This window comes from Sphingomonas sp. MMS24-J45, assembly GCF_044881195.1.
In the GTDB taxonomy this organism is placed as follows: Bacteria; Pseudomonadota; Alphaproteobacteria; order Sphingomonadales; family Sphingomonadaceae; genus Sphingomonas.
In genome coordinates, this window is sequence record NZ_CP173255.1 from 532428 (window position 1) to 550956 (window position 18529).

Below are 18529 nucleotides of genomic sequence, written 5' to 3' on the forward strand. Positions count from 1 at the left end.
GCGATGACCAACGCCCCCACCGGACCCGTCATCCTCGGCGTCGATGTTTACACCGTCGCGACGTTGCTCGCCGGGGTCGCAGCCTTCATGGTGCTGCTCGCGATCTATGCGGTTACGACCGCGCGCGACCCGATGACCAAGCGCGTCAAGGCGCTGAACGATCGGCGCGAACAGTTGAAGGCGGGCATCACTGCATCGACCAAGCGCCGCGCGAAGCTGGTCACCAAGAACGAGACGACCGACCGGATCAAGGCGCTCCTGTCCAGCATGAAAGTGCTGCAGGAAAGCCAGGTCAAGGCCGCGCAGATCAAGCTGATGCAGGCCGGTATCCGGTCAAAGGAATATGCCGTCGCGGTCATCTTCGGCCGCCTCGTGATCCCGCTGACCTGGGGCGTGTTCGTGCTGTATCTGGTCTATGGGACCGAAATGTTCTCGGACTGGACGCCGTTCAAGGCGTACGGACTGGTCGCCGGCAACTTCATCCTGTCGTACAAGGCGCCTGATCTATACCTCAACAACAAGATCACCAAGCGATCGCAGGCGATCCAGAAGGGCCTGCCCGACGCGCTCGATCTGCTGGTGATCTGTGCCGAAGCGGGACTGACCGTCGACGCCGCGTTCAACCGCGTGGCGCGCGAACTGGGCAAGGCGTACCCTGAACTGGGCGACGAATTCACGCTGACCGCGATCGAACTGGGTTTCCTCTCCGAACGGCGCCAGGCGTTCGAGAACCTTGCGCAGCGCGTGAAGCTCGACGCCGTGAAGGGCGTCGTGACGACGATGGTGCAGACCGAAAAGTACGGTACGCCGCTCGCTTCGGCACTGCGCGTGCTGTCGGCCGAATTCCGCAACGAACGCATGATGCGCGCCGAGGAAAAGGCTGCGCGCCTGCCCGCGATCATGACGATCCCGCTGATCCTGTTCATCCTGCCGACGCTGTTCGTGGTCATCCTTGGCCCGGCGGCCTGCTCGATTTCGGACGCTTTCAAGAACGGCGTCTAAGCCCTTCTGGACGCTTGCTCCAGCGCGGCGTTGACGGCAGGATTGCCGCCGACCGAAACCGCAAGGGCGTCGCCATGCCGTTCACAACACTGGAACAGTTCGTTCTGTTGGGCACCGTGCTGATTGGCGGCTGGTTGCTGGGCTATGCCAGCGCGCCGAATGCGGCCAAATGGAAGCGACGGCTGCGCACGCAGTCCGAACGCTTTACGGCGTTCCAAGCCGAGGCGAAGGACCGCCTCCGCGCCGCGAACCAGCGCGCAAGCGACTTGCATAGCGATTTGGAGGCGGTGCGCGCCGACCATGCCGAGGCGGAGCGGACAATCGCGTCCCTGCGCGCCGCCGCCGCTGTACCGCCCGAAGCGGAAACTCCGCGCCAGGGCTGGTTCACGCGGGCGGATTAACCCGCGCGGCAGACCGTGGCGCGGCGGGAGCGGTCGAGCGCCGGGAAGGCCGCACGATCGGCGACCAGGATCCGCACCAACGCGATACCCCGTGCACCGTGGACGCGGACCGTTTCATACCCGGCCGGAACCGCCTGCCCCGCCAGCGCCACTACGACGCGGAACGGCTTGCCCTGCGCTTGCCCGCCGTTGCGGACGAACACCGTGTCGGTGCGCGAATCAAAGATCGACAGCGACCAATAGGGCGCGGCGACCGGCACCGCGTCGATCAGCAGCGGCCCGTTCGACACGTCATACGGGCAGGACGAATAAGCCAGATCGGGGCTCGGCCGGACGATGCGGCGGCTGCTAGCATCGGCGAGCGGGACGTGGCTGAAGCGACCAAAGCCACCCTCCGACACGCGCCGGATCGCCGCCCCCATCAGCACGTCCGGCGCGAAGACCAGCCCGGCATAGCAGGTCGCGCCCGCGACGATCAGGCCGAGCAGGGCGGGTCCGGTCCAGCGCGCCATCAGCAGCCCTCCCGCTTGATATGCGGCAGCACATCGACGCTCGGATTGCCCGCCCCGCCGTCGCTCGGCAGATAGGTGCGCAGCGTCAGTTCGAGCCGCTCCACGCCGCCGCTCGGCAACCACGCGCCGGGCTGCTGCGTCGGGGCGAGCCGGATCGACCAGCCACCGCGCCCGCCGCTCTGGAAGGCGTTGCTCGCGATCGAGAAGCGGTTGGAAGGATTGGCGATCAGGTACCCGGCGGGATCATAGGCGGTCATGCTCCACCACGCCGCCGGCAGTTCTCCGCCCAGGATCAGATAGCGGCAGCGTCCGTCGAGCGGCGCGCCGTCGCTGTCGGTGGCGGCGGTGTAATAGCGCGCCTCCTGCGCCGGGAGTGCGAGCAGGCCCTTCACCGCGACCACGGCGCGCGTGTACGGATCGGCACTGGCCGAGCCGAAGGTGCGCCCCGTCGCCCAGGGGCCGATCGCGACATTGTTGCCGAGCGCGGCGCCCCGGACGAGATACACGGTCCCGCCCAGCCCGACCGCAACCCCGGCGAGCGCGCCAATCAGATAGCGCGCCCAGGGTTTCATTGCTGCTTTGCCGCCAAGGCCGCCTGCGCCGCCGCGAGCCGGGCGATCGGCACGCGATAGGGCGACGCCGAGACGTAATCGAGCCCTGCCCCTTCACAGAAGGCGATGCTCGCCGGGTCGCCGCCATGTTCGCCGCAAATGCCGAGCTTGATGCCCGGACGCGCCGCCCTGCCCCGCTCCGCCGCCAGTTCGATCAACTGCCCGACGCCCTCGACATCGAGGCTGACGAACGGATCGCGGGCATAGATGCCGCGTTCGACATAGGTGGTGAGGAAGCGCGCAGCGTCGTCGCGGCTGACGCCGAGCGTCGTCTGCGTCAGATCGTTGGTGCCGAAGCTGAAAAACTCGCCGACCTCGGCGATCTCGCCCGCCATCAGGCAAGCGCGCGGCAGTTCGATCATCGTGCCGACGAGATACTCGATCTCCCGGCCCTTATCGGCGAAGACGGCTTGCGCGGCCTTGTCGACGACCTGCTTCATCAGCTCCAGCTCGCGGCGCGTGCCGACCAGCGGGATCATCACCTCGGGGATCGGCGCCGCGCCCGACTTGACCGCGACCTCGACCGCCGCCTCGAAGATCGCGCGTGCCTGCATCTCGTAGATTTCGGGGTAGGTGACCCCGAGGCGGCAGCCGCGATGGCCGAGCATCGGGTTGAATTCGTGCAGCTCGGCCGCGCGGCGCTTGAGCACGTCGATCGCGATCCCCGCCGCCGCGGCGACATCGGCGAACTCCGATTCCTGGTGCGGCAGGAATTCGTGCAGCGGCGGATCGAGCAAGCGGATCGTCACCGGCAAGCCGGCCATCACTTCGAACAATTGCACGAAGTCGCTGCGCTGTTCGGGCAGCAGCTTTTCGAGCGCGGCGCGGCGACCGGCCTCATCCTCGGCCAGGATCATCTGGCGGACGTTGGTGATGCGCTCGGCATCGAAGAACATATGTTCGGTGCGGCAGAGACCAATGCCCTCCGCCCCGAAATCGCGAGCGGTCTTGGCGTCCAAGGGCGTTTCGGCATTGGCGCGCACCTTCAGGCGCCGCGCGGCATCCGCCCAGACCATCAACGCGGCAAAATCGCCGGAGAGTTCGGGCTGCACCGTCGGCACTTCGCCCGCCATCACCTCGCCGGTGGTGCCGTCGATCGTCACCATGTCGCCCGCCTTGATCTCACGCCCGGCGACGCGCATCACGCCAGCCTTGGCATCGATCGAGATGCTGCCCGCGCCTGAGACGCAGGGGCGACCCATGCCGCGTGCGACGACGGCGGCGTGGCTGGTCATGCCGCCGCGCGCCGTCAGGATGCCGCGCGCCGCGTGCATGCCGTGAATGTCCTCAGGCGAGGTTTCGGTGCGGATCAGAATCACCGATTCACCCGCCGCGGCGCGCCTCTCGGCGGTGTCGCTGTCGAACACCGCCAGGCCCGATGCCGCCCCCGGCGAGGCGGGCAGGCCCTTGGTCAGTACGTCGCGCACCGCCTTGGGATCGAGCGTCGGGTGGAGCAATTGATCGAGCGCCTGGGGATCGACACGCGCGACCGCCTCGTCGCGGGTGATCAGCCCTTCGTTCGCCATGTCGACCGCGATCTTCAGCGCGGCCTTGGCGGTACGCTTGCCGCTGCGGGTCTGGAGCATCCAGAGCTTGCCCTGCTGCACGGTGAATTCGATGTCCTGCATGTCGCGGTAATGCGTTTCCAGCAGGTCGAACACCTTGGCGAGTTCGGCGAACACCACCGGCATCGCCTCTTCCATCGACAGCGGCTTGGCACCGGCAGCCTCGCGGGCGGCGGTGGTGAGATATTGCGGGGTGCGGATACCGGCGACGACGTCCTCGCCCTGCGCATTGATCAGGAATTCGCCATAATAGGCCTTGGTCCCGATCGCGGGATCGCGGGTGAAGGCGACGCCCGTGGCCGAGGTATCGCCCATGTTGCCGAACACCATCGCCTGGACGTTGACCGCAGTGCCCCAGCTTGCCGGGATGTCGTTCAACCGGCGATAGACTTTCGCGCGCTCGGACTGCCATGAGCCGAACACTGCACCGACCGCGCCCCACAGCTGGTCATGCACGTCCTGCGGGAAGGGCTTGCCCCATTGCGCCTCGACCAGCGCCTTATATTCGGCGACGAGCGCCTGCAGGTCGGCGGCGGTGAGATCGGTGTCGAGGAAATAGCCGCGATCTTCCTTCGCGATTTCAAGCGCTTCCTCGAAGCTGCCGTGATCGAGTTCGAGCACGACGTCCGAATACATCTGGATGAAGCGGCGATAGCTGTCCCAGGCGAAGCGCGCGTCGCCGCTGGTGGCGGCGAGGCCCTCGACCGTCGCATCGTTCAGGCCGAGGTTGAGGACGGTGTCCATCATGCCCGGCATCGACGCGCGCGCGCCGGAGCGGACCGAAACGAGCAGCGGGTCGCTCGCATCGCCGAAGCGCTTGCCGGTGACGCCTTCGATATGCGCGATGCCGGTGGCGACTTCGGCCTTCAGCGCAGCGGGGAATTGCCCGCCTTCGTCGTAATAGACCGCGCAGAATTCGGTCGAGATGGTAAAGCCCGGCGGCACCGGCAGGCCGATCGAGGCCATCTCCGCCAGATTCGCGCCCTTGCCGCCGAGCAGGTTGCGATCACCCTTGCCCCCATCCGAAACCCCGCCGCCGAAGCGATAGACATACTGTGTCATTTCATACCTCTAACTGTCTGATTTCGCTGGGGAGGCGATCTTAAAGTCACACAAGAGTCACACCATCGACGATGTTAGCCCTCGATCTTCGAGAAATCGGCAACGGTGTGGACCGCGCTACGGACGCGATCGAGCAGCGCCAGCCGGGCGGCGCGCTTGTCGGCGTCGGGGTCGTTTACGATCACGCTTTCAAAGAACTGGTCGATCGGGCCGCGCAAGGTGGCCAGGGCCGCCATCGCGCGTTCGAAATCCTCGCCAGCGATCGCGGCGGCAGCGGCGGGTTCGGCCGAGTCGAGCGCGTTGGCGAGCGCAGTCTCTGCCGGTTCGGGCGTGTAGGACAGCGCAATCTCGCCGCCCCTCCCTGGAAGGGAGGGGTTGGAGGTGGGTTGGTGTGGGGAGAGATCGCCGCCAGCCTCAGGCCGACCCACCCCCAGCCCCTCCCTTCCAGGGAGGGGAGGAGCAATGAACCCCTCCTTCTTCAAAATATTTGCCGCGCGCTTATACCCGGCGAGCAAATTTGCCCCGTCGGGCGTCCCGATGAACGCCTGCAACGCGTGAACGCGGGCGAGCAGGCGGACGAGATCGTCCTCCCCCCGAGCGCGAACACCGCGTCGATCAGGTCGTGGCGGACGCCCGCTTCGCGTTGCTGGACAGAGAGCCTCTCCCCGAAAAAAGGGACAATTTCGAGTTGTTTCATGTCGGCGAACGCGAATGCCGCCCCAGGCACTTCGTCTTCAGACAGACGAGCAGTTAATGAATCTTCTAAGCTGCCGACCTGCCGACCATTCGCTTTGATGTCGTGTTGAGACGCCAAAGCGAAGAAACTCTCCATTCTAGCTTCAGAAATAGCGTCGACTCGCCGGGCACCAGCGAGCAGCCGGTTCCACCAGAATACTCCGTGCTGCGTAAGCGCTTGTATTAGCGTGCGACGGAAGCCCATTCGCAGCTGATTCATCGTAATGAGACGGATCACACCTAACGCTGCTCGGCGCAAAGCAAACGGATCCTTTGATCCCGTAGGCTTCTCGTTAATCCCGAAGAATCCCGCAATTGTATCCAGCTTATCCGCCAAACTCACCGCCACCGTCACCGGATCGGTCGGCACATCATCGCCCTGCCCGACCGGCTTGTAGTGATCGCGAATCGCCGCGGCGACGCGGGGGTCTTCGTCTTGCGCGGCGGCGTAATAGCCGCCCATCAGGCCCTGCAGTTCGGGGAATTCGCCGACCATGCCGGTGACGAGATCGGCCTTGCACAGCCGCGCTGCGCGGTCTGCGAGCGCGGCCAGCTCTTCCGTTCCACCCCGGCGGAGGCCGGGGCCCAGTCGCGCAGCGTCCGAAAGCGCAGCGCCGTCCCCAGCCAAATCGGGTTCCGCAACTGGGCCCCGGCCTTCGCCGGGGTGGAGCGTGGTAGCGCCGGAGGGACTTGAACCCCCGACAATCCCCTCCTCGACCAGCCACCGCGCCAGCTTCGCGACGCGGTCGACCTTGTCCGCCACCGTGCCGAGCTTCTCATGAAACACGATGCGGTCGAGCTTCTTGGCCTGCTCCTCGAGCGGCACCTTCAAGTCGGTTTCGTAGAAGAATTTCGCGTCAGACAGCCGCGCGGCGAGGACCTTGCGGTTGCCCTCGACGATCTTCGCGCCGCCGTCCGTCGCATCGATATTGGCGGTGCAGACAAAGGCATTGGCCAGGTTGCCCTCGGCATCGCGGCACACGAAATATTTCTGGTTCACGCGCGCGGTGAGCTGGATCACTTCGGGCGGCACGTCGAGGAACGCAGCGTCGAAGCGGCCGAGCAGCGGCACGGGGAACTCAGTGAGGCCGGCATTCTCGGTCAGCAGGCCCTCGTCCTGCACCAGCTCCAGCCCGGCCTTGCGCGCGGCCATGGTCGCGCCGAGCGCGATGATCTGGCGGCGTTCGGCCTGATCGACGATGACGTGGCAGGCGCGCAGCTTCTCGACATAATCGTCGGCATTGCCGATCGTGATGACGCCGGGATGGTGGAAGCGGTGGCCGACGGTGGCCGCGCCGCTCGCTATACCGGCGATCTCGCACGGCACGACCTCATCGCCGAACAAAGCGACGATGCCCTGCAACGGGCGCACCCAGCGGAGCGATTCCATCGTGGTGGATTGATCGCCCCACCGCATCGCCTTGGGCCAGGGGAAGGCGCGGATGACGGCGGGGATCGCCTCGGCCAGCACCGCCGCGGTGGCGCGGCCGGGCTTGTCGACGATCGCGAACAGCACGCCGTCGCGCTCGACGAGTTGCTCGCGCGTCAGGCCGGTCTTGCGCAGGAAACCTTCGAGCGCTTGCGGCGGGGCCGAGGCTTTGGGGCCCTTGGTTTCCTCCGACACGGCGGCGGTCTGGTCCGGCAGACCGCGCGCGATCAGCGCGAGGCGGCGCGGGGTGGCGTAGGTGACGGTCTCGGCTGCGGCCAGGCCTGCTTTGGCGATTTCGGCAGCGAACAGTTTCGCGAGATCCTCCCGCGCGCGATCCTGCATCCGCGCGGGGATTTCTTCGGAGCGGAGTTCGAGAAGAAAGTCGGTCACTTAGAATCCTCCCAGGCATGGGGAGGAATGATGTCTACCCATCATGCCGCGCTCCATGTCGGATACTCGGCCTTCCACGCATCGGTGTTGCGGTCCATCCACGCCTGGCAGCTGCCCTTCGCGAGATCGCGGACGCGGCCCATATAGGCTTGCCGCTCCGCGACCGAGATCACGCCGCGCGCTTGCAGCAGGTTGAAAACGTGGCTTGCCTTGATCGCCTGTTCGTACGCCGGGATCGGCAGCTTGGCGTTCAGGCAATTCTCGCATTCGGCGACATGTTTGCGGAATTGGTCGAACAGGCTGTCGGTGTCGGCCACTTCGAAGTTCCAGGTCGACATCTCGACCTCATTTTCGTGGAACACTTCGCCGTACGTCACGCCCGCGTCGTTGAACGCGAGATCGTACACGCTGTCCTTGTTCTGGATGTAGAGCGCGAGGCGTTCGAGGCCGTAGGTGAGTTCCCCCGCGACCGGCTTCATGTCAAACCCGCCCATTTGCTGGAAATAGGTGAATTGGGTGACTTCCATCCCATCACACCACACTTCCCAGCCCAGCCCCCAGGCGCCGAGTGTCGGCGATTCCCAATCGTCCTCGACGAAGCGGATGTCGTGGAGCAGCGGATCGATCCCGATCGCCGCCAAGCTGCCGAGGTACAGCTCCTGCAGGTTCGGCGGCGAAGGCTTCAGGATCACCTGATACTGATAATAATGCTGCAGCCGGTTGGGATTCTCGCCGTAGCGCCCGTCTGTCGGGCGGCGACACGGCTGGACGAAGGCGGCGTTCCACGGCTTGGGGCCGAGTGCGCGCAGCGTCGTCGCGGTGTGGAACGTCCCCGCCCCCATCTCCATGTCATAGGGTTGCAGAATCAGGCAGCCATGCTCGCTCCAATAGCTGTGGAGCCGGAGGATCATCGCCTGGAAGCTGAGGGGTTGGTCGGTCACGCGGCGGGCTTTGCCGCAGCGCCGCGAGAGGGTCAACCGCGCGCGGTGCGGATCGCGGCAAAGTCGCCTCCGGCTGACTTTTTGTCAGGGGTAGTTGACAATGTCACGAATCGCTTGCATTTAGTCATGGACAGCTGACATTGGGTCAGCGTCGCATGACGGAGATGACGGATGTGCCCCGACCGAACGAGCAAGCCCGACGAGAGGGTCGTGCTGGGATCGTCGCTGTTCACGGTGTTCGTGACCCTCTTCACGGTCTTGTGGTCGTGATGCGGTGGACGCCGTGAAGAACCGCCTGAAGGTGCTGCGTGCCGAGCGCGACTGGAGCCAGGCAGAACTCGGCGGACGGCTGGGCGTGTCGCGCCAGGCCGTGAACGCAATCGAAACCGGCAAATACGATCCGTCGCTGCCGCTTGCCTTCAAGCTGGCACGCCTGTTCGCCATGCCGATCGAGGAGATTTTCGATGATGAACAAGGAATGGGCGATGACCGGTAAGAGCGTCGGCCCGGGCGAAGCGGCGGACCGCGCCCGCGGGCGCCGCACGATCCGCAATTTCGTGGTGCTGGCACTGATCGGCGGTGCGGTCGGCTTCACCGCCGCGCTGGTCGAGCAACGCGACGCGCCGATCGCAGCGGGCGGCACGATGCCCGCATGGTTCGCGATCCTCGCCGCCGCGATCATGGTGGTGGCGGTCAGCATCGGCAGCGTGCTGTATCATCGCAGCATGGATGAGCTGCAGCGGCTCGACAATTATTGGGCCGCGACGATGGGCGCGAACCTGCTGCTGCTCGGCTACCCGGTGTGGCTGATCCTGTGGAAGGGCGGACTGCTCCCCGCCCCCGATGCGATGATCCTGTACCTGGCGGTATTCGCGACGACGATGATCGCCTATCTGTGGCGCAAGCTGCGCTGACCTCAATTTTCCAGAATAAGGAAAGAGACCAATGGATTACAAGACGATGACGGTCGCGCTGGCAGCCCTGCTGCTGGGCGGCAACACCGCGCCGCAAGCCGCCCCCGCCCAGACGTCCGCCGCCCCTGCGCCTAAGATAGCGGAGGCTCCCATCCCGGCCGACCCGGCTCTGTGGGTGGTGAAGGACAAGGACACGACGATCTATCTGTTCGGCACGGTCCACGCGCTGACGCCGCGGCTGAGCTGGTTCGATTCGGCGGTGCGCAAGGCGTTCGACGCGAGCCAGCAGCTCGTGCTCGAAATCCCGCTGCCCGATCCGGCAGAGGCGCAGAAAGTGGTGCTGCCGCTGGCGATCGACCCCGATGGCCCGCCGCTGCGCCAGAAGCTGAGCGAGGCAGACCGCGCGACCTATGTCACCGCGATGACCAAGCTCGGGATTCCGGAAGCCGCGATCGGCCAGTTCGACCAGTTCGAACCGTGGTTCGCCGCCGTCACCATGGGGCAGATCGCGCTGCAGAAGGCAGGCTACACGCCGGGCGACGGTGCTGAAATGGCGCTCGACAAGGCCGCCAAGGCAGCAGGCAAGCCAGTCACCGGGCTGGAAACGCTGCAGCAGCAACTCGGCTATTTCCACGACCTGCCCGAATCCGACCAGATCGCCTTCCTGATGGCGGGCGCGAAGGATGTCGACAAGTTCAAGTCGACGATCGACGGCATGGTCGAACGCTGGAAGGCGGGCGATGCCGAGGGGCTGAGCGCGCTGATGAATGAGGATCTGACCAGCCAGCCCAACTTGTACAAGGTGCTGTTGGTCGATCGCAACATGCGCTGGGCCGACTGGATCGACAACCGGCTGAAGACGCCGGGGACGGTGTTCGTCGCGGTCGGGGCCGGGCATCTGGCCGGCAAGGACAGCGTGCAGGTGCAGCTCGGCAAGCATCACCTGACCGCGACGCGGGTGAAGTACTGAGCGAGAGGCACGCCATGCGCGCAGTGGCGCGATTGCTGGCCGCGCTGGCGATCGCGCTGACCCTCCTTACTGCCGCCTGCAGTCGGCCGCGCCCTACGATCGAGGCGCGGCCGGCCTTGTGGCGTGTGGCCGACAAAGACACGACGATCTGGCTGTTCGGGTCGATTCACGCGTTGCCGCCGGAAGTGCGCTGGCAGACGCCTGAGGTCATGCGCGCGATCGATGCCGCCGATACGCTGATCCTGGAAATCGCGCCTGCTGACCCGGCTGAAGCGCGCGCGGCCTTCGCGGCGAGTGCGACGCGCTTCGGCCTGCCGCCGCTACGCGACCGAGTTGCTGCGGGAGACCGCGGCACCTTGGAGCGCGGCATCGCCGCCGCGGGCGTCGCACCGGCGGCTCTCGACACCCTCACCACATGGGCCGCGGCGCTGGCGATCGGCGCGGGTGCGGGCGAAGGCTCCGGCGCGGAGACGGGCATGGGCGTCGAGCCGGTGTTGGCCGCGCGCTTTGGCGGGCGGGCGATCGGCGCGCTGGAGACGCGCGACGGGCAATTCCGCATGTTCGATCGCTTGCCCGAGGCGGCGCAGCGGCGCTTGCTGATGGCGGCGGCGCGCGACGCGCTTGCGCCCGACGTCGGGTATCGGCGCTTGCTCACGGCCTGGGCGACGGGCGATGAAGCGGGCTTGGCCGCGACACTGACACCGCTCCTCGGTGACCCGGCGATCCGGCGCAGCGTGGTGATCGATCGCAACCGCCGCTGGGCGGGTGCGGTGGTCAGCCGGCTGGCGCGGCCGGGACGCGTGTTCGTCGCAGTTGGGGCCGGGCATCTGGTCGGGCGGGAGTCTGTGGTTGCGCTGTTGCGGCAGCGCGGCTTGACGGTGGAGCGGGTGGAGTAAGCCGACTTTGATCGGATAGTATCCCGCAATTACTGCGCGGTCGCGACTGGGCCCCGGCCTTCGCCGGGGAGGTGGAATGCGTGGCGCGCCGTGCCGGTTGCACATTCGTGCGCCCTCCCCTATAGGCCGCCGCTTCGATCAGGGTCATCCCTGGAGGCCTGGTCGATGATCTGAACCCTAACGTAATCGGAGTTTGCAATGAGCGACCAATTGACGCTCGCAGCCGAGACGCGCGAACAGGTTGGCAAGGGAGCCTCCCGTTCGCTTCGTCGTGAAGGCCGCGTCCCCGCCGTGATTTACGGCAACAAGCAGGATCCCCAGGCGATCCACGTCGAGGAAAAAGCGCTGATGCGCCTCCTGATGACGGGTCACTTCATGAATTCGGTCGTGATGATCGAAGCCGGTGGCCAGACGATCCGCACCCTGCCCAAGGACGTCGCCTTCGACGCCGTCACCGACCGCCCGACTCACGTCGATTTCCTGCGCATCGGCGCGCATTCGACCGTGCACGTCAACGTGCCCGTCGTGTTCACCGACGAAGATGATGCCCCCGGCATCGCCAAGCAGGGCGGCGTGCTCAACATCACGCGCCATGAACTCGAACTGGTGTGCGACGCCGCCGACATCCCCAGCGAAATCGCGATTTCGCTGAAGGGTCTCGAAGTGGGCGCGTCGATCCACATCTCGGACGTGAAGCTGCCCAAGGGTGCCGAGCCCGCGATCACCGACCGCGATTTCGCGATCGCCACGATCGTGCCGCCGACCGTGCCGACGGTTGCGGATGAAGAAGCCGATGCCGCGGTTGCCGAGGCACAGGCTGCTGAAGCCGAGGCGGACGCTGCCGAGGGCGATACCGCCGAGTAAGCTGCCCCCTTGCGGGATGCAGACAATCGGGGCAGCGGGAGCGAGAGCTTCCGCTGCCCCGTTCGTTTGAAGGACAAAGACGATCGTGCAACTCTGGGTCGGCCTCGGGAATCCGGGCGCGCAATATGCGCTCAACCGGCACAATGTCGGCTTCATGGCGGCCGATACGATCGCCGATTTTTATGATTTCGGCCCTGTCAAAAAGGCGTTCCAGGGCTGGACCCAGGAAGGCCGGATCAACGGGCAGAAGATCCTGCTGCTCAAGCCCGCGACCTTCATGAACGAGAGCGGCCGCAGCGTTGGCGAGGCGATGCGCTTCTTCAAGCTCGAGCCCGACGCCGTAACGGTGTTTTACGACGAGCTCGATCTCGACCCGTTCCGCGTGAAAGTGAAAACCGGCGGCGGTGCAGCGGGACACAATGGCATCCGCTCGATGACGCAGCATATCGGCGAGGATTTCCGCCGCGTGCGGATCGGCATCGGCCATCCCGGGCATAAGGACAAGGTCAGCCCCTATGTGCTCGGCAATTACGCCAAGGCCGAGATGGACCCGCTTGCCGATCTGCTGGGCGCGGTGGCGGCCGAGGTGACGTGGCTCGCCGCAGGCGATGACCAGCGGTTCATGAGCGATGTCGCGCTGCGATTAGGAAATGCAAAATGAGCATACGGACCCTGTTCGCGACTCCCTTTTACGAGGGCAGGCTGAAGAATGCCGCGCTGGTCGCCGAACTCGACCGGTCGTGCCAGGCGCTAGCGCAAGATGATCGCGCGGGGCGGAACTGGTCGAAGGAGCATGGCTATCGCGGCTATACGTCGTACGCCTCGCTCAACGACCTGCCCTATCGCGACCCAGCGTTCGCCGACCTCGTGAAACTCCTCAACAAGCATGTCGCCAAATTCGCCGAGGAATGCGCGTTCGAACTGAACGACCGCAAATTGAAGCTCGACAATCTGTGGGTCAACGTCCTCAAACCCGGTGGCACGCATTCCGGCCATGTCCACCCGCACAGCGTGGTTTCGGGCACGGTCTATATCGCAGTGCCGCCGGGGGCCGGTGCGCTGAAGCTGGAAGACCCGCGCCTGCCGATGATGATGGCCGCGCCCTCGCGTCGCGCCGATGCGCCGGAGAGCCTGAAGCCCTTCGTGTATGTCGAACCGCAGGCGGGCAGTGTGTTCCTATGGGAAAGCTGGCTGCGGCACGAGGTCGTCCCGGGCAATGCCAAGAGCGAGCGGGTCAGCATCAGCTTCAACTATCGCTGGTAGGCTCCCGCTACTGGCGTTCCGGCGCGCTAGGCCGTATCGGCGGCGCATCACCATATTTGTGCTTCAAGGATCATCATGGGTTTTCGCTGTGGAATCGTCGGGCTGCCCAACGTCGGCAAGTCCACCCTGTTCAACGCGCTGACGCAGACCGCGGCGGCGCAGGCGGCGAACTATCCGTTCTGCACGATCGAGCCGAACGTCGGTAACGTCGCGGTACCGGACGAGCGGCTGCAGAAGCTCGCCGCGGTGGCCGGATCGGCCAAGATCATCGAGACGCAATTGGGCTTCGTCGATATCGCGGGCCTGGTGCGTGGCGCGTCCAAGGGCGAAGGGCTCGGCAATCAGTTCCTCGGCAACATCCGCGAAGTCGACGCGATCGTCCACGTCCTGCGCTGTTTCGAGGACGGCGACGTGACGCATGTCGAGGGCAAGGTCGATCCGATTGCGGACGCCGAGACGGTCGAGACCGAGTTGATGCTGTCCGACCTCGAAAGTCTCGAGAAGCGCGTGCCGAACCTGCAGAAAAAGGCGACGCAGGGCGACAAGGACGCGAAGGTCGCCGCCTCCGTGCTGGCGCAGGCGCTCGATCTGCTGCGCGAAGGCAAGCCCGCGCGGCTGACCGTGCCCAAGGATGAGGAGGAAGCGCGCGCGTTCCATCAGGCGCAGCTTCTGACCGCCAAGCCCGTGCTCTACGTGTGCAACGTCGATGAGGCACACGCCGCCGAGGGCAACGCCCATTCCGCGCGCGTGTTCGAAAAGGCCAAGGCCGAAGGCGCCGAAGCGGTCGTCGTCTCCGCCGCGATCGAAGCCGAGATCGCGACGATGGCGCCAGAAGAGCGCGGCGAGTTTCTGGCCGAGCTGGGGCTCAAGGAAACCGGCCTGACGCGCGTGATCGTCGCTGGATACAAATTGCTCAAGCTGCTGACCTTCTTCACGGTCGGCCCGAAGGAAGCGCGTGCATGGACCGTGCATGTCGGCGCCAAGGCGCCGCAGGCGGCGGGCGAGATCCACACCGATTTCGAACGCGGCTTCATCCGTGCCGAGACCATCGCCTATGACGATTACGTCACGCTGAAGGGCGAAGCGGGCGCGCGCGATGCGGGCAAGCTGCGGCAGGAAGGCAAGGAATATGTCGTCCATGACGGCGACGTGATGCTGTTCCGGTTCAACGTCTGATTGACGACGGCGCGGGGTCACCGCCGGATACAGCCTGTCCCTGTCATGAGCGTGACGCAGATTAGCAGCATGAGGCCGCCTATGCGCTGGATCACCCGTATCGCCGCCGCGGCTTTGTGTGCCGCCTTGCAAGCCTGTGTCACGCCTCCGCTCGCCGGACCGCCTGCCCCACCCACTGCGGCGGTGGCGGAGGCGCGCGCGCCGGTCACGATCCTGATCTCTATCGATGGCTTCCGGCCGGATTATCGGACCCGCGGCGTCACCCCCAATCTCGATGCGCTTGCGGCACGCGGGATCAGCGCGGCGATGCGGCCGAGCTTTCCGTCGAAGACTTTTCCCAACCATTGGACCCTGGTTACCGGGCTGCGCCCCGATCGCAGCGGGATCGTGTCGAATTCGATGGAGGATGCAGGCCGACCCGGCATGAAGTTCACGATGGCGGATTCGCAGGACCCGTTCTGGTGGGATGCAGCCGAGCCGATCTGGGTAACGGCGGAACGCGGCGGGGTACGCAGCGCGACGATGTTCTGGCCGGGATCCAACGTGGCATGGGGCGGCACCAAGGCCAAGGACAAGAAATCGGTCGGAGGCGTGCGGGCCGAGGACTGGTGGCCCTATGACATCGAAGTGCCGGCCGCCCAGCGCGTGGCTGGCGCGCTCGACTGGCTGCGCCGACCCGCGGCGACGCGGCCAAAATTCCTGACGCTATATTTCGACACGGTCGACAGCGCCGGTCACAGCTACGGCCCCGATGCGCCCGAGACGACCGCGGCGGTCGCCGATGTCGATGCCCGGATCGGGGAATTGGTGGCTGGCCTTCGTGCACTGGGCCAGCCCGCCAATCTGGTCATCGTGGCGGATCACGGGATGGCCCCGACCAGCCCGGAGCGCACGATCGCGATGGATAGCGTCGCCAATCCGGCGGATTATCGGCAGTTCGAATCCGGGCCCTTTGCTACTTTCTATCCGGTCGAAGGCCATCAGGCCGCGCTGGAGAAGGCGTTGCTGGGCAAGCACGCGCATTTCGAATGCTGGCGGAAGGGGGAGATACCGGCGCGGCTGCGCTACGGCACCAACCCGCGCATTCCGCCTTATTTCTGTCTGGCCGAGACGGGGTGGCTGCTCGCGAAGACCGCGCCCAAGGAAGGCGGCGATCGCGGGAACCACGGCTATGACAATGCCGCGCCCGAGATGCTGGCGCTGTTCATCGCCAGTGGTCCGGCGATCAAGCCGCTCGGGACGCTCGCGCCGTTCGATAATGTCGATGTCGCGCCCTTGCTCCGCGATTTGCTGGGGCTGCCAGCGAGCAAGGATCTGGACGGCGACGATGCGCCGTTTCGGGCCGCGCTCGGCAAGTAGCACTTGCCTTTGGGCGCGCGCCGCTCGACACTCCGGCCATGCTCTATTTTGAAGACATCGAAATCGGCGCGAAGGCTTCCTTCGGGCATTATGAAGTGAAGCGGGAAGAAGTCGTCGCCTTTGCCGAGCGATATGACCCGCAGCCCTTCCATCTGTCCGACGAAGCGGCGGCGCAGACCCATTTTGGACGTCTGTCGGCGAGCGGCTGGCACACGTGCGCGATGATGATGGCGATGCTGGTCGAGCATTTCAAAACGACCAAGCAGGCCGGGCTTGGATCACCGGGCATCGATGAGTTGCGCTGGCTGAAACCGGTTTATCCCGGCGACACGCTGCGTTGCGAAACCGAGGTGATCGACACGCGCGCGTCGCAAAGTCGCCCCGAAATGGGCAGTTATCGCAGCCGCGTTACCGTGCGCAATCAGGACGATGTCGCGGTGATGACGGTGCTGTCGATCGGGCTGGTCAGCACGCGGCCAACCGCTTAGCGGCGGCGGCCGCGACCGGGGCGGCCCTGCACCCCGTAATCGCGCCACATCGGGCGGATCTCGCGCCCGGCGCCCCGCCAGATTTGGTTGCGGCCCTGCCAATAACCACGCTGCTGCGGGTTCCAGCGGCGACGGATGTTCTGGCGGTCGTACACGTAGACGCCTGTCCCAGGATAATAATAGCCGTTGTTCCAGCCCCAATAGGGATCGGCGCGATAGCCGCCGTAATAGGGGTCCCAGGTGTTCGCGACGCCGTACCCGGCCGAGACGCCGCCATAGCCGTAGCCGTCGTTACAGGCGGAAAGCGCCCCGGCGGAAAGCAGGGCTGCGGCGGCGAGCGAAAGTTTGGCGATCGACATAAGGGTTCCTCGGCACTCGGACCGAGCGCGCTTCGAAAAACCAACGATCGACGGTGCCGCGCGTTCCGCCGCGCCGCTCAGTGCCCCTCGAACGCCACCAGCGAATCGACCGTGAGGCCGTCGGCACGCAGCCCATCGGCACCGCCCAGTTCGGGCAGATCGACCAGGAACTGCACTTGCTCCACCACCGCCCCGGCTTTGCGCAGCAGCCGCACCGCGGCGCGGGCGGTCCCACCGGTGGCGATCAGATCATCGACCAGCAAGACGCGCTGGCCGGGAACGAGGGCATCCTCGTGCATCGCGATCCGGTCGGTGCCATATTCGAGCGCATAATCCTCGGCGATCGTCGCGCCGGGCAGTTTGCCGTCCTTGCGGATCAGCAGCACGCCCGCCTTGAGCGGCGCGGCAAGTGCTGCGGCGAAGATGAATCCGCGCGCCTCGATTCCGGCGATCAGATCGACCGGGCCCCGCGTAGCCGCTGCCATGCGATCGATCGCGGTGGCGAAGCCTGCGGCATCGAGCAGCAGCGTGGTGATGTCGCGAAACTGGATGCCGGGCTTGGGGAAATCCGGGATGGTGCGGATCAGCGCGCGCAAGTCCGCATTGGGGTGCTCAGAGTCAGCCACGATGCCCTCGTTCAAATGCGCAAAGACCCGCACCGGCGGTTCTGCCGATACGGGTCGATGCGAAGGTTAAACCGCTAAACTCGGTTGCCGGACCGCCATTGCAGGTCCGGCGCGCGAGCCGCGTCACGCTGGTCTCAGTGCTTAATGTCGCGCCAGATGTTCTGGTACGCACCGTAAGCCAGCAGCGTGAAGAACGCGATGAAGGCGAGAACCGCCAGACCATAGCCATGCCGCGTCGGCAGGTTTGGTTCGGCTGCCCAGGTCAGGAACGCCGCAACGTCCGCCGACATCTGCTTCACCGTCGGCTTCGTGCCGTCGAGATAAGTCACCTGGCCGTCCTGCGTCAGCGGTGGCGGCATGGCGAGGTTGAGCGTCGGGAAGTAACGGTTGAAATAGAGCCCGTCGGGGGTCTTCGCATCCGGATACTTCTTCAGCATCTCGGCCGGCGGATCGCCATAGCCGGTCAGCAGCGAATAGACGTAAGCCGGGCCGTCATGCCGCGCCTTGGTGATCAGCGAGAGATCTGGCGGATTGCCTTGGCCGGGATAATAGACGGTCGGGAAATAATCGGCCGGCGTGTTCGGCCGCTCGGTCGTGTCACCGGTCTTCGGATCGAAGTCCTTCGCCTTGGTGCCCCAATCGGCGGCGAACTTCTTCACCTGTGCTGCCGAATAGCCGATCTGCGTCAGATCGCGGAACGCGACGTGCTTCAGCGAATGGCAGTTGGCGCAGACTTCCTTGTAAACCTGCAGCCCGCGCTGCAGCTGGCGGTTGTCATAGGTGCCGAGCAGACCGTTGGAAGCCAGAGAGACCTCCTTCGGGTGGAGGTGATACTCCTCCGCCGCAGTTTCGGCCGGGGGATCGGTGATGAACCCCTGGACCGACCAGAACAGCGCCCAGGAGAGCACGGCAACGATGCCGGCCCCGATGAGGATTGCGATTGCGCGAACCATTGTTCGTATAGCC

21 protein-coding genes are annotated in these 18529 nt (G+C 65.6%); 12 read left to right on the plus strand and 9 right to left on the minus strand.

Annotated elements, in window-relative coordinates; translation table 11 throughout:
- Nucleotides 1-3 precede the first annotated feature (3 nt).
- Both AB5I39_RS02785 and AB5I39_RS02790 read left to right on the plus strand, forming a co-directional pair.
- Entirely contained in the window at nucleotides 4-1002 is a 999-nt protein-coding gene (locus tag AB5I39_RS02785) for a type II secretion system F family protein (RefSeq protein ID WP_404370863.1), read from the plus strand.
- A gap of 74 nt (nucleotides 1003-1076) precedes the next feature.
- Entirely contained in the window at nucleotides 1077-1403 is a 327-nt protein-coding gene (locus AB5I39_RS02790) for a hypothetical protein (RefSeq protein ID WP_404370866.1), read from the plus strand.
- Here the strand turns inward: AB5I39_RS02790 and AB5I39_RS02795 are convergent.
- The 6 genes from AB5I39_RS02795 to AB5I39_RS02820 form a co-directional block, all read right to left on the minus strand.
- Complete coding sequence (locus tag AB5I39_RS02795; protein ID WP_404370868.1) at nucleotides 1400-1915, minus strand: DUF1254 domain-containing protein; 516 nt, start codon at nucleotides 1913-1915, stop codon at nucleotides 1400-1402. The genes AB5I39_RS02790 and AB5I39_RS02795 overlap by 4 nt on opposite strands.
- Nucleotides 1915-2487, minus strand: coding sequence for a DUF1214 domain-containing protein (locus tag AB5I39_RS02800; RefSeq protein ID WP_404370871.1), 573 nt, complete (start codon nucleotides 2485-2487; stop codon nucleotides 1915-1917). Before AB5I39_RS02800 ends, AB5I39_RS02795 begins: the two co-directional genes overlap by 1 nt.
- The gene (gene ppdK / locus AB5I39_RS02805; RefSeq protein WP_404370874.1) at nucleotides 2484-5153 is read right to left on the minus strand and encodes a pyruvate, phosphate dikinase; all 2670 of its coding nucleotides are present in this window, start codon (nucleotides 5151-5153) and stop codon (nucleotides 2484-2486) included. Before ppdK ends, AB5I39_RS02800 begins: the two co-directional genes overlap by 4 nt.
- A gap of 74 nt (nucleotides 5154-5227) precedes the next feature.
- Nucleotides 5228-5581 carry a DALR anticodon-binding domain-containing protein gene (locus AB5I39_RS02810; RefSeq protein WP_404370877.1) on the minus strand — a complete coding sequence of 118 codons (354 nt, stop codon included), beginning with the start codon at nucleotides 5579-5581 and terminating at the stop codon, nucleotides 5228-5230.
- Nucleotides 5582-5631: 50 nt separating this feature from the next.
- Nucleotides 5632-7707, minus strand: a complete 2076-nt coding sequence (glyS, locus tag AB5I39_RS02815) for a glycine--tRNA ligase subunit beta (protein ID WP_404370880.1) — start codon at nucleotides 7705-7707, stop codon at nucleotides 5632-5634.
- 41 nt (nucleotides 7708-7748) lie between these two features.
- Nucleotides 7749-8618, minus strand: a complete 870-nt coding sequence (locus AB5I39_RS02820; RefSeq protein ID WP_404373976.1) for a glycine--tRNA ligase subunit alpha — start codon at nucleotides 8616-8618, stop codon at nucleotides 7749-7751.
- A gap of 313 nt (nucleotides 8619-8931) precedes the next feature.
- Here AB5I39_RS02820 and AB5I39_RS02825 point away from each other — a divergent pair, with 313 nt between their 5' ends.
- The 10 genes from AB5I39_RS02825 to AB5I39_RS02870 all read left to right on the plus strand — a co-directional run bounded on the left by AB5I39_RS02825 (nucleotide 8932) and on the right by AB5I39_RS02870 (nucleotide 16578).
- Complete coding sequence (locus AB5I39_RS02825) at nucleotides 8932-9144, plus strand: helix-turn-helix transcriptional regulator (RefSeq protein WP_404370883.1); 213 nt, start codon at nucleotides 8932-8934, stop codon at nucleotides 9142-9144.
- A complete protein-coding gene (locus AB5I39_RS02830) occupies nucleotides 9113-9562 on the plus strand; it encodes a hypothetical protein (RefSeq protein WP_404370886.1) in 450 nt (149 codons plus the stop codon). Before AB5I39_RS02825 ends, AB5I39_RS02830 begins: the two co-directional genes overlap by 32 nt.
- Nucleotides 9563-9593: 31 nt before the next feature.
- Nucleotides 9594-10532: a TraB/GumN family protein gene (locus AB5I39_RS02835; RefSeq protein WP_404370888.1), complete on the plus strand. Its 939-nt coding sequence runs from the start codon at nucleotides 9594-9596 to the stop codon at nucleotides 10530-10532.
- A 14-nt stretch (nucleotides 10533-10546) separates the two neighbouring features.
- Nucleotides 10547-11428, plus strand: coding sequence for a TraB/GumN family protein (locus AB5I39_RS02840; RefSeq protein ID WP_404370891.1), 882 nt, complete (start codon nucleotides 10547-10549; stop codon nucleotides 11426-11428).
- Nucleotides 11429-11626: 198 nt separating this feature from the next.
- Complete coding sequence (locus AB5I39_RS02845) at nucleotides 11627-12292, plus strand: 50S ribosomal protein L25/general stress protein Ctc (RefSeq protein ID WP_404370894.1); 666 nt, start codon at nucleotides 11627-11629, stop codon at nucleotides 12290-12292.
- 85 nt (nucleotides 12293-12377) lie between these two features.
- Nucleotides 12378-12953 (plus strand): aminoacyl-tRNA hydrolase, encoded by a 576-nt coding sequence (gene pth / locus AB5I39_RS02850; protein ID WP_404370897.1) that lies wholly within the window; start codon nucleotides 12378-12380, stop codon nucleotides 12951-12953.
- Nucleotides 12950-13555 (plus strand): TIGR02466 family protein, encoded by a 606-nt coding sequence (locus AB5I39_RS02855; protein ID WP_404370900.1) that lies wholly within the window; start codon nucleotides 12950-12952, stop codon nucleotides 13553-13555. The genes pth and AB5I39_RS02855 overlap by 4 nt, the downstream gene beginning before the upstream one ends.
- 75 nt (nucleotides 13556-13630) lie before the next feature.
- Nucleotides 13631-14731 (plus strand): redox-regulated ATPase YchF, encoded by a 1101-nt coding sequence (gene ychF / locus AB5I39_RS02860; RefSeq protein WP_404370903.1) that lies wholly within the window; start codon nucleotides 13631-13633, stop codon nucleotides 14729-14731.
- An 81-nt stretch (nucleotides 14732-14812) separates the two neighbouring features.
- The gene (locus tag AB5I39_RS02865; RefSeq protein ID WP_404370906.1) at nucleotides 14813-16090 is read left to right on the plus strand and encodes an ectonucleotide pyrophosphatase/phosphodiesterase; all 1278 of its coding nucleotides are present in this window, start codon (nucleotides 14813-14815) and stop codon (nucleotides 16088-16090) included.
- A gap of 38 nt (nucleotides 16091-16128) precedes the next feature.
- On the plus strand, nucleotides 16129-16578 hold the full coding sequence (locus AB5I39_RS02870; RefSeq protein ID WP_404370909.1) for a MaoC family dehydratase: 450 nt from the start codon (nucleotides 16129-16131) through the stop codon (nucleotides 16576-16578).
- Here the strand turns inward: AB5I39_RS02870 and AB5I39_RS02875 are convergent.
- The 3 genes from AB5I39_RS02875 to AB5I39_RS02885 form a co-directional block, all read right to left on the minus strand.
- On the minus strand, nucleotides 16575-16937 hold the full coding sequence (locus AB5I39_RS02875; RefSeq protein WP_404370912.1) for a hypothetical protein: 363 nt from the start codon (nucleotides 16935-16937) through the stop codon (nucleotides 16575-16577). The two genes, AB5I39_RS02870 and AB5I39_RS02875, sit on opposite strands and share 4 nt — an antisense overlap.
- A gap of 77 nt (nucleotides 16938-17014) precedes the next feature.
- Nucleotides 17015-17563: an adenine phosphoribosyltransferase gene (locus AB5I39_RS02880; protein WP_404370915.1), complete on the minus strand. Its 549-nt coding sequence runs from the start codon at nucleotides 17561-17563 to the stop codon at nucleotides 17015-17017.
- A gap of 134 nt (nucleotides 17564-17697) precedes the next feature.
- A complete protein-coding gene (locus AB5I39_RS02885) occupies nucleotides 17698-18516 on the minus strand; it encodes a cytochrome c1 (RefSeq protein ID WP_404370918.1) in 819 nt (272 codons plus the stop codon).
- Nucleotides 18517-18529 lie beyond the last annotated feature (13 nt).

What these genes read in the sequence shown, in the direction of transcription:
- AB5I39_RS02785 (WP_404370863.1), top strand. Translation starts at nt 4, where the DNA reads ATGACCAACGCCCCCACCGGACCCGTCATCCTCGGCGTCGATGTTTAC.
- AB5I39_RS02790 (WP_404370866.1), top strand. Translation starts at nt 1,077, where the DNA reads ATGCCGTTCACAACACTGGAACAGTTCGTTCTGTTGGGCACCGTGCTG.
- AB5I39_RS02795 (WP_404370868.1), bottom strand. Translation starts at nt 1,915, where the DNA reads ATGGCGCGCTGGACCGGACCCGCCCTGCTCGGCCTGATCGTCGCGGGC.
- AB5I39_RS02800 (WP_404370871.1), bottom strand. Translation starts at nt 2,487, where the DNA reads ATGAAACCCTGGGCGCGCTATCTGATTGGCGCGCTCGCCGGGGTTGCG.
- ppdK (WP_404370874.1), bottom strand. Translation starts at nt 5,153, where the DNA reads ATGACACAGTATGTCTATCGCTTCGGCGGCGGGGTTTCGGATGGGGGC.
- AB5I39_RS02820 (WP_404373976.1), bottom strand. Translation starts at nt 8,618, where the DNA reads ATGATCCTCCGGCTCCACAGCTATTGGAGCGAGCATGGCTGCCTGATT.
- AB5I39_RS02830 (WP_404370886.1), top strand. Translation starts at nt 9,113, where the DNA reads ATGATGAACAAGGAATGGGCGATGACCGGTAAGAGCGTCGGCCCGGGC.
- AB5I39_RS02835 (WP_404370888.1), top strand. Translation starts at nt 9,594, where the DNA reads ATGGATTACAAGACGATGACGGTCGCGCTGGCAGCCCTGCTGCTGGGC.
- AB5I39_RS02840 (WP_404370891.1), top strand. Translation starts at nt 10,547, where the DNA reads ATGCGCGCAGTGGCGCGATTGCTGGCCGCGCTGGCGATCGCGCTGACC.
- AB5I39_RS02845 (WP_404370894.1), top strand. Translation starts at nt 11,627, where the DNA reads ATGAGCGACCAATTGACGCTCGCAGCCGAGACGCGCGAACAGGTTGGC.
- AB5I39_RS02855 (WP_404370900.1), top strand. Translation starts at nt 12,950, where the DNA reads ATGAGCATACGGACCCTGTTCGCGACTCCCTTTTACGAGGGCAGGCTG.
- ychF (WP_404370903.1), top strand. Translation starts at nt 13,631, where the DNA reads ATGGGTTTTCGCTGTGGAATCGTCGGGCTGCCCAACGTCGGCAAGTCC.
- AB5I39_RS02865 (WP_404370906.1), top strand. Translation starts at nt 14,813, where the DNA reads ATGCGCTGGATCACCCGTATCGCCGCCGCGGCTTTGTGTGCCGCCTTG.
- AB5I39_RS02870 (WP_404370909.1), top strand. Translation starts at nt 16,129, where the DNA reads ATGCTCTATTTTGAAGACATCGAAATCGGCGCGAAGGCTTCCTTCGGG.
- AB5I39_RS02875 (WP_404370912.1), bottom strand. Translation starts at nt 16,937, where the DNA reads ATGTCGATCGCCAAACTTTCGCTCGCCGCCGCAGCCCTGCTTTCCGCC.
- AB5I39_RS02885 (WP_404370918.1), bottom strand. Translation starts at nt 18,516, where the DNA reads ATGGTTCGCGCAATCGCAATCCTCATCGGGGCCGGCATCGTTGCCGTG.